Source organism: Mycobacterium sp. WUMAC-067 (assembly GCF_020217485.1).
In the GTDB taxonomy this organism is placed as follows: Bacteria; Actinomycetota; Actinomycetes; order Mycobacteriales; family Mycobacteriaceae; genus Mycobacterium.
Map to the genome: position 1 here is coordinate 1 of NZ_JAEKMI010000088.1, position 9,036 is coordinate 9,036.

The window sequence follows — 9,036 nt, forward strand, 5'->3', positions numbered from 1 at the left end:
TCCCGGGGCCGCATAACACTTCGCAAATCGCCGCGCTCGCGGCGACCGGTAGCGTCAGATCACCAGGCAGGCTTAGCTCGAGCTGTTCTCCACCGCGGCGGCCTTTTCGAGGTCGGTGAGCGCCGGCTCGATGCGATCGGCCATGTCGTCGATGTCGTTGGCCACCTCGGGCGTCGTCACGAAACCGAAGTCCAGGTAATCCGTGTAGGAGAAGCACGTGATGTTCAGCGCGACGTCCATCACGGGCGGCCCCAGCGGCACCAGCGAGTCCAGCTTGGCGCCGGCCATATACAACGGGAACGACGGGCCGGGCACATTCGAGACAACCAGGTTGATAGGGGCCAGGTTTCGCGACAGACCGCTGGCGGTGTAGGCCCGCGCGGCCAGCCCCAACAGCCCGGGCGGTGTCGTCTCGGTCAGCCCCATGATCTGGTGCGCCGACAACGCCTTGGCCATCAGCTTGGCGTTCTGGGTGCTTTCGTGGATGGACCGCAGCCGCTCCCCGGGGTCTTCGATATGGGTGGCCAACGAGACGGTCATCGAGCTCACCTTGTTGCCGATGTCGTCCTTGTTCTCGTCGGTGCGCGTCGACACGGGGATCTGCGCGATGAGCGGTTTGGCGGGCAGCTCACCACGTTTGAGGAGGTAATCGCGCGCGGCGCCGGCCACCAACGCCAGCACCACGTCGTTGAGCTTGACACCGTAGGCGTCTTTGATGACCTTGGCGCGCGCCAGTTCGACACGGCAGCCGGTGATGCGCCGGTGTGGCGAAACCGGCGCATTGAAGCGGGTTTTCGGCGCTTCGAAGTAGCGCGGCGGCCTGCTGCGCACCCCCAGCGCGGCGATCTGTTGACGCACGGTCTGCTCCACCAGCCGCGCAACGCGGAACGGAGTCTTGACGCCGACGTTGATCAGAGCACCCACCGCCCGCCGCTCGATGCCCGGAATATTCAATCCCACCAGCGATCCCACCGTTTCGTGTTGCGGCGGCCGCGGTTCCGGCGTGACGTCCAACAGGATCTCACCCAGGCCGGCGCCCGAGACGCCGTCGACGATGGCGTGGTGCATCTTGGTCAGCGACGCGATCCGGCCGCCCTCGACGCCCTCGATCACCCACATCTCCCACAGCGGCCGGGCGCGGTCCAGCTTGTAGGACATCAACCGCCCCACCAGTTCCTCGAGTTCGCGCCGCCCGCCGGGCGCCGGAACCGCGATGCGCCGGATGTGGAAGTCGGGGTCCAGGTCCTCGTCCTCGACGAACCACGGGCGGTCCAGGCCGAATGGCGCCCCGGTGACCCGCCACCGCAACTGCGGCAATTCCGGCAGCCGCTCGATGATCAGCTCGCGCAGTCGCGCAAAGCTGTACTCGGAGCATTCCTTCGGGTCGCAAATCGCCAGTGCGCCCACGTGCATGTGCCAGCCCGCGGTTTCGGCCGACCAAAACGCCGCATCAACGCTCGAAAGCCGTTTCATTCCCCGACCGTAGCCCCCGCCAACCCGTTGCGAACAGCGATTCGCGCGACCAGTTACGCGTCTTCCAGCAAATCCGGCGTCACCGCCGACTCGGTGTCGGGAATGCCTTCGATCTTCGCCTTACGGTCGGCCATCGACAGCAACCGCCGAATGCGGCCGGCCACAGCGTCTTTCGTCATCGGCGGATCGGCGAGCCGGCCGAGCTCCTCCAGCGACGCCTGGCGATGCTCGACGCGCAGCTTGCCGGCCGACGCCAAATGGTCAGGCACGGTGTCGCCGAGGATCTCCAGCGCCCGCTCCACCCGGGCGGCCGCCGCCACCGCCGCGCGCGCCGAGCGGCGCAGGTTGGCGTCGTCGAAGTTGGCGAGCCGGTTGGCCGTTGCCCGCACCTCGCGGCGCATCCGGCGCTCCTCCCACACCAGCCGGGTGTCCTGGGCGCCCATCCGGGTCAGCAACGCGCCGATCGCCTCGCCGTCGCGCACCACCACCCGGTCGGCGCCGCGCACCTCGCGGGCCTTCGCGCTGACCCCCAGCCGGCGCGCCGCGCCCACCAACGCCAGCGCCGCCTCCGGTCCGGGGCAGCTGACCTCCAACGCCGAGGACCGTCCCGGCTCGGTCAGCGACCCGTGCGCCAGGAAGGCCCCTCGCCATGCGGCCTCGGCGTCGCCGACGCTGCCGCCGACCACCTGGGCCGGCAGCCCGCGCACCGGGCGGCCGCGGTTGTCGAGCAGCCCGGTCTGGCGGGCCAGCGCCTCACCGTCGTTGGCCACCCGCAGCACGTACCGGGTGCTCTTGCGAATCCCGCTGGCGGACAACACATGCACGACGGCGGTGTAACCGTAAAGTTCGAAAATGTCTTTGCGCAGCCGCCGCGCGACGTTGCCGAGATCGACCTCGGCCTCGACCACGACGCGACCGCCCACGATGTGCAGCCCGCCGGCGAACCGCAGCAGGGACGTGACCTCCGCCCGCCGCGCGCTGACCGATTTCACGACCAGGCGGCTCAGTTCGTCCTTGACTTCGGTCGTCATCGCCACGAGTCGTCACCCCTTGGTCCGCTGCCGGCGGGTCCGTCCCCACCTGGTGGTGGTTTTGCGCCGTCGACCCGAATATCCGCGGTGGCCGTGACCGGAGCCGCTTCCGGACCCTTGCGGGCCGCCCGGACCCCGTCCAGCGCCGCCGCGAGCTTGCCTGGATCATGTAAAGGTGTACCAGGTCGGGACACGTCGGCGAAGTGGACCTCGGCATGCAGCAGGGTGGCGGTGCGGCGCAATTGCTCGCGTTCCCGCTCACTCGGCACCCGGTCGGCGTCGATGATGATGTCGTGCACGGTGAATCCCGGTGCGTGCTGGGCCAGCACGTGCAGATGACGCTCGACGGAGAACCCGGCGGTCTCCCCCGGCTCGGCCACCAGGTTGAGCACCAGGGCGCGGCGCGCGGTCGTCGCCCGCAGCGCCGCCGCCAGCTCGGGCACCAACACGTGCGGGATCACGCTGGTGAACCACGATCCGGGGCCCAGCACCACCAGGTCGGCGGCCATGATGGCGTCGACGGCCTGCCTGGTGGCCGGGGGGTGGTCGGGTAACAGCCGCACCCGGCGCACCTTGCCCGGGGTGGTCGCGATCGCCACCTGGCCGCGGATCACCCGGAACATCCGCGGGTCGCCCTCCAGCCCGGACACGTCGGCCTCGATCTGCAGGGCGATCGGGCACATCGGCAGCACCCTGCCCTTGACGCCCAGGATGCGCCCGAGCTCGTCGAGGGCGGCCACCGGATCGGCGAGCACCTCGGACAGGCCGGCCAGCATCAGGTTGCCGATCGGATGCCCGGCCAAAGCGCCACTGCCGCCGAAGCGGTGCTGCAGGATGGTCGCCCACAATCGCCCGTGTGGGCTGTCAGATGCCAAGGCCGCCAACGCCATTCGCAGATCACCGGGCGGCACCACGCCGAGTTCGCCGCGCAGCCGGCCCGAGGAGCCGCCGTCGTCGGCGACGGTCACCACCGCGGTGACGTACGGGGTGAGGCGGCGGGCCGCCGACAACGTCGCGTACAAGCCGTGTCCGCCGCCCAGCGCGACGATGCCCCGGTTGAACGGCTCGCTCATTCGCGACCCAGATCCCGGTGCAGCACCCGCACCGACAGCCGGTGATCGGCGTTCAGCAACTGCATCAATTGCTCGGCGATCGCGACACTGCGATGCTTTCCCCCGGTGCAGCCGATGGCGACCGTCATATAGCGCTTGCCCTCCCTGCGGTAGCCGTCGACGACCAGAGATAGCAATCGATGGTAGGCGTCGAGAAACTCGGCCGCGCCGGGCTGGCTCAGGACGTAATCCCGTACCGCGGGATCCTGCCCGGTGCGTGGACGCAATTCGTCGACCCAGTGCGGGTTCGGCAGGAATCGCACGTCCATCACCATGTCGGCGTCCATCGGCAGGCCGTACTTGAAGCCGAACGACTCGACCGTGACGCTGGTGGTCGCGCCGGCGTCATTGCCGAACGCCCGCTCGATGGTCTCGCGTAAGCCCCGCACCGACAGCGTCGACGTGTCGATGATCAGATCGGCGGTGGCGCGAACCGAAGCGAGCATCCGGCGCTCGGCGGCGATGCCCTCGGCCAGCGTCTGATCCCCCTGCAGCGGGTGGCTGCGGCGATTCTGCTCGTAGCGGCGCACCAACATGTCGTCGGATGCTTCCATGAACACGACCCGCGGGGCGATGTTTCGGGTCGCCAGCTCGGTGCGCACCGAGTCCAGATCACCGGTGAAGCCGCGCGACCGCACGTCCATCACCACGGCCAGCTGGGTGATGCGCGAGCCCGCGTCCATGCCGAGATCGACCATCCGGGTGATCAGCTGCGGGGGCAGGTTGTCGGCCACATACCAGCCGAGGTCCTCGAGCACCTTGGCCGCGGTCCCCCGCCCGGCCCCGGACAGCCCGGTCACCAGAACGACGTCGATTCCGGCCGGGGCGTTCACCGAGTGATTCCCCGCCAGCTCGCCCGGACCCGTCATTGCGCGGCCCTGGACTCGTCGGGGGCCTGCTCGGGTCGCAGCGCCTCCAGGACGGCGGTGGCGGTGGCGACGCCGATGCCGGGAACGGCGGTGATCTGGTCGACGGTGGCCTCCTTGAGGCGGGCTATCGATCCGAAGTGGCTTACCAATGCCTTGCGGCGATGTTCTCCCAATCCTGGCACCGAATCCAGCACCGATGCCGTCATTCGCTTGGATCGCTTGCTGCGATGGTAGGTGATCGCGAACCGGTGCGCCTCGTCGCGGACACGTTGCAGCAGGTAAAGCCCCTCGCTGTTGCGCGGCATGATGACGGGGTCGGGTTCGGAGGGCACCCACACCTCTTCCAGCCGTTTGGCCAGCCCGATCACCGCGACGTCGGTGATGCCGAGCCCCTCGAGCACCGCGCTGGCCGCGTTGACCTGCGGCGCGCCGCCGTCGACGACGTACAGGTTCGGCGGATAGGCGAAGCGGCGGGACTTCCCTTCCGCCGAAAGCATATTCGGGTCGTTTTGTTCGCTCAGGTGCCGCGCGAAGCGGCGGCGAGTCACCTCGGCGATGGAGGCGACATCGTCGGAGCGTCCCTGCCCGGCGGCCTCCCGGATGCCGAAGTGCCGGTAGTCCGACTTGCGCGGCAGACCGTCCTCGAACACCACCAGCGAGCCCACCACGTCGGTGCCCTGCACGTGGCTGATGTCCACACATTCGATGCGCAGCGGCGCCTCGGACAGTCCGAGGGCGTCCTGAATGTTTTGCAGCGCAGCTGATCTGGCGTTGAAGTCACCGGCCCGCTTCAGCTTGTGTTGCTGCAGCGCTTCTTTCGCGTTGCGCTGTACCGTTTCGGCCAATGCGCGTTTGTCACCGCGCCGCGGCACCCGCAAAACGACCCGGGACCCGCGCAGCCCGGACAACCAACTCGTCAGCTCGTCGGCGTTGGACGGCAGGCACGGCACCAACACCTCGCGCGGCACCGGGTTCACCGATTCGTCTGCGGCGCCACCCAATTCGGCCTGCTCGCCGTAGAACTGCGTCAAGAACTGCTCGACCAACTGCTCCTCACCGGAATCGCCCGGGTCGGCGGACTTTTCGACGATCCACCCGCGCTGACCGCGAACCCGGCCACCGCGCACGTGGAACACCTGCACCGCGGCCTCGAGGTCGTCGTCGGCGAAGGCCACCACGTCGGCGTCGGTGCCGTCGCCCAGCACGACGGCCTGTTTTTCCATCGCCCTCTTCAGCGCGCCGAGGTCGTCGCGCAGCCGAGCGGCCCGCTCGAAATCGAGCCGCTCGGAGGCGGCGTTCATCTGCTGTTCCAGCTCGCGGGCGAACCGATCAGTCTTGCCGGACAGGAAGTCGCAGAAGTCGTCCACGATCTGGCGATGCTGTTCGGCGCTGACCCTGCCGACACACGGCGCCGAGCATTTGTCGATGTAACCCAGCAGGCAAGGACGGTCGATCTGCCTGTGCCGCTTGAACACTCCCGCCGAACAGGTGCGCGCCGGGAACACCCGGGTGAGCAGGTCCAGCGTTTCCCGGATGGCCCACGCATGCGAGTAGGGCCCGAAATAGCGGACGCCCTTGCGGCGCGGGCCGCGATAGACCATCAGCCGCGGGAACTCCTCGTTGAGGGTGACCGCCAGCACCGGATAGGACTTGTCGTCGCGGTAGCGGACGTTGAACCGCGGGTCGAATTCCTTGATCCAGTTGTATTCGAGCTGCAACGCCTCGACTTCGGTGTTGACCACCGTCCACTCGACCTTGGCCGCGGTGGTCACCATCTGCCGCGTCCGCGGATGCAGGCTCGCGACGTCGGCGAAGTAGGACGTCAACCGGCTGCGCAGGCTCTTGGCCTTGCCGACGTAGATGACCCGGCCATGCGGATCCCGGAATCGGTAGACGCCCGGCTCGACCGGGATGGACCCGGGCGCGGGGCGATACGTGGCGGGATCTGGCACAGATCCAGGCTAGTAGCCGGCGACGACGTGCCGAGAAAGGCGGGGCGCGTGCGGGTGCCGGTCTACTGTGGTGCCCACGAACGTTTGGGGAGGCCGCGAGGGTTGGGAGGAAATGTGGCCGCCGAGTCCTCGCTCGCCTGGTTGCTACACCCCGTGCCGGTCGAGGTGTTCCTCGACGAGATCTGGGCAAGAAGGCACCACCACGTCCCCCGAGGCGAACCGGGTTACTTCGACGGCCTGCTGCCCTCGGCCGTCGACGAACTCCTCGAGCAGATGCGACCGGAGCCGTCGGCCGTGCGGCTGGTGAAGGGCGGCCAGGACAAGGATCCGGCAAGCTATCGCCGCGGCGACGGCAGTCTCGACCCGGCCCGCGCCCGCGACGGCCTGGCCGACGGGTACACCATCGTGCTCAATGGTCTCGAGCGGTACTCGCGCGCGGTGGCGGCGCTGTCGCATTCCCTCGAGGTCGAGCTGAATTTCCCGACGCGGGTCAACGCCTACGTCACGCCTCCGGACTCCACGGGCTTCGTCCCCCACTACGACCCGCACGACGTGCTGGTCCTGCAGATCCAGGGGTCCAAGACCTGGCACGTGTCCACCGACGCCCCCGTGCCGGCACACGAGATCGGAAGCCGCAAAGGGGTCGGGACGGACGGGCCGTCGTCGGCGACCGACGTGCGCCTGCGCGCCGGCGATGTGCTGTATCTGCCGCGGGGCCAAGTGCATTCGGCCGAAACGCACGCCGAGCCGTCTGTCCATTTGACGATCGGGCTGCACGCGCCCACCGTGCTCACGCTCGTCACGCACGCGCTGTACGCGCTGAGCTTGCGGGACCCCGGGCTGCACACCCGGTTACCGCCGCGGCACCTGGACGACGCCGGCGTCCGCGCCGGCCTGGGCGACCTCGTGCGCGACACCCTGCGAAGCCTCGAGGGCCCCGAGCTCGTCGCGGACGGTCTCGGCGCATGGGAGGACGTCTTGGTCCGGCGCGGCCGGTGCCCACCGGTCGGGCGGGTCAGCGCCACGGTCGGCATCGTCGCGCAGACGCTGGTGCGCAAGCACCAACCGCTCTACGCGCGGGTGACGCGCGTCGCCGACCGCGTTGTCCTGCAATTCGCTCAGTTGTCCGTGGCCGCCGGCCTCGACCACGAAGCCGCGATGCGGTTCCTCGTCTCGAGTACCGAACCGTTCCGGGTCGGCGAGTTGCCCGGCCTGAGCGCCGCGCAGCAGACGGGGCTGGTGCAGACGCTCCTGTTGAACGGATTCCTCGCCCGGCTGTCCAACGACTGACAATTAGCTTCGCATTTCCGGTGAAAGCCGCGGATCATCTCCGTATTTGCGGTGCCTGTGGAGATAAGCTTCACGACATGCGGACCGCTGTCCGCGACGCGGCCGCCCTGTCGCCGGTACCACGCGATGGCGGCGCCGGGGCCTTCGAACGAGATCGCAGTTTCGCCAACGACGAGGTGGCCAACGATGACGATGCCGATCTGGGCGGCCTTCCCGCCGGAAGTGAATTCGGCGGCGCTCACCACCGGCCCGGGGCCCGCATCGTTGCTGAACTCGGAAGCGGCGTGGCTGACGTTGAGTCAGGAATACGATGCGGCGGCCCAAGAACTCAGCGACTTGTTGGCCGAGGTGCAGGCCGGGACGTGGCAGGGTCCCACGGCGGAGAAGTTCGTGGCCGCACACGTGCCGTACCTGGCCTGGCTTTTACAGAACAGCGCCAACGCCTCGGCGGCGGCCCTCGAGCACGACACCGTGATCGCGGCGTACAACGCCGCGGTGGCAGCCATGCCGACACTGGCAGAGATAGCAGCCAACAAAGCCCTCAACGCCTCCCTGATAGCGACGAATTTCCTTGGTGTCAATACGATTCCGATCGCGCAAAACGAGTTCGACTATCTGCAGATGTGGCTGCGGGCGGCCACCGCGATGGCGATGTATGAAGCGGTCTCCCAGACCGCGATGACGTGGGTCCCGCCCACCGCGCCACCCCCGGCGATCCAGCTGGCCAACCCCCCCAACCAAGATGCGGGCGGGGGGGCGGATCAGCTGAGCTGGTGGGTCGATCGCGTGGAAATGGTGGCCCAAGAGCTCCACACGGACCTGAGCTCTGGATCCAACCCGTCTACGGCCATCCACACGCTGCTGACCGACCCGCTGCTCCTCAAGGTTCCGCACTGGGCGGGCGAGTCGCTCTACACGTTCATTCCCCAAGTGCCGCAATTGACCCAGCTCTCGATCGGGCTGATCGTCCCCTTCCTGCCCGTCGCGGGGGCGGCGGGCCTGGCGGGGTTGGCCGGGCTGGCCGGCGCCGCCCAGCCCGCGCCCGCGCCGCCCGGGGTGGCGGCCGCGCCGGCGCCGTCCCACACCGGAGCACCCGTCGCGATGGCCCCCGGGCTGAGCACCCCCGCCCCGGCCTCGGCACCGGCCCCCGTCCCCGCGGCCACACCGGCCGCGGCCCCGGCACCCGTCGCGGCGCCCGCGGCGCCCCCCGCCACCGTCGTCCCCGGCTTCAGCTCCCCGTACGTCGTCGGCCCGCCGGGCATCGGGGCCGGCGCGGACGTCCGCGCCGACGCGCCGGCCGAGCAGAGAT

The 9,036-nt window shown here is 69.1% G+C and carries 7 protein-coding genes; 2 read left to right on the forward strand and 5 right to left on the reverse strand.

Translation table 11 applies throughout. The annotated features are described in order from the left end of the window. Nucleotides 1-72: 72 nt before the first annotated feature. The 5 genes from JF781_RS26735 to uvrC are packed head-to-tail and all read right to left on the reverse strand — an operon-like array spanning nt 73 to nt 6,437. Nucleotides 73-1,473: a wax ester/triacylglycerol synthase family O-acyltransferase gene (locus tag JF781_RS26735; RefSeq protein ID WP_225330549.1), complete on the reverse strand. Its 1,401-nt coding sequence runs from the start codon at nt 1,471-1,473 to the stop codon at nt 73-75. 53 nt (nt 1,474-1,526) lie between these two features. Further along, nucleotides 1,527-2,504, reverse strand: a complete 978-nt coding sequence (whiA, locus tag JF781_RS26740; protein ID WP_026071328.1) for a DNA-binding protein WhiA — start codon at nt 2,502-2,504, stop codon at nt 1,527-1,529. Beyond that, nucleotides 2,501-3,577: a uridine diphosphate-N-acetylglucosamine-binding protein YvcK gene (yvcK, locus tag JF781_RS26745; RefSeq protein ID WP_225330550.1), complete on the reverse strand. Its 1,077-nt coding sequence runs from the start codon at nt 3,575-3,577 to the stop codon at nt 2,501-2,503. Before yvcK ends, whiA begins: the two co-directional genes overlap by 4 nt. Continuing rightward, the gene (rapZ, locus tag JF781_RS26750; protein WP_225330551.1) at nt 3,574-4,485 is read right to left on the reverse strand and encodes an RNase adapter RapZ; all 912 of its coding nucleotides are present in this window, start codon (nt 4,483-4,485) and stop codon (nt 3,574-3,576) included. The genes yvcK and rapZ overlap by 4 nt, the downstream gene beginning before the upstream one ends. Beyond that, nucleotides 4,482-6,437 (reverse strand): excinuclease ABC subunit UvrC, encoded by a 1,956-nt coding sequence (uvrC, locus tag JF781_RS26755; RefSeq protein WP_225330552.1) that lies wholly within the window; start codon nt 6,435-6,437, stop codon nt 4,482-4,484. Before uvrC ends, rapZ begins: the two co-directional genes overlap by 4 nt. 114 nt (nt 6,438-6,551) lie before the next feature. On the opposite strand from uvrC, the gene JF781_RS26760 reads away from it, so the two are divergent. Together JF781_RS26760 and JF781_RS26765 are read left to right on the forward strand one after the other, a co-directional pair. After that, nucleotides 6,552-7,727, forward strand: coding sequence for a cupin domain-containing protein (locus tag JF781_RS26760; protein ID WP_225330553.1), 1,176 nt, complete (start codon nt 6,552-6,554; stop codon nt 7,725-7,727). Between the two features lie 186 nt (nt 7,728-7,913). After that, on the forward strand, nt 7,914-9,036 hold a 1,123-nt coding region (locus JF781_RS26765), incomplete at its 3' end, for a PPE family protein (RefSeq protein WP_225341333.1).

Bases quoted from the DNA above. Each gene is read 5' to 3' on its own strand.
- rapZ (WP_225330551.1), bottom strand. From the start codon at position 4,485: ATGACGGGTCCGGGCGAGCTGGCGGGGAATCACTCGGTGAACGCCCCG.
- JF781_RS26735 (WP_225330549.1), bottom strand. From the start codon at position 1,473: ATGAAACGGCTTTCGAGCGTTGATGCGGCGTTTTGGTCGGCCGAAACC.
- yvcK (WP_225330550.1), bottom strand. From the start codon at position 3,577: ATGAGCGAGCCGTTCAACCGGGGCATCGTCGCGCTGGGCGGCGGACAC.
- whiA (WP_026071328.1), bottom strand. From the start codon at position 2,504: ATGACGACCGAAGTCAAGGACGAACTGAGCCGCCTGGTCGTGAAATCG.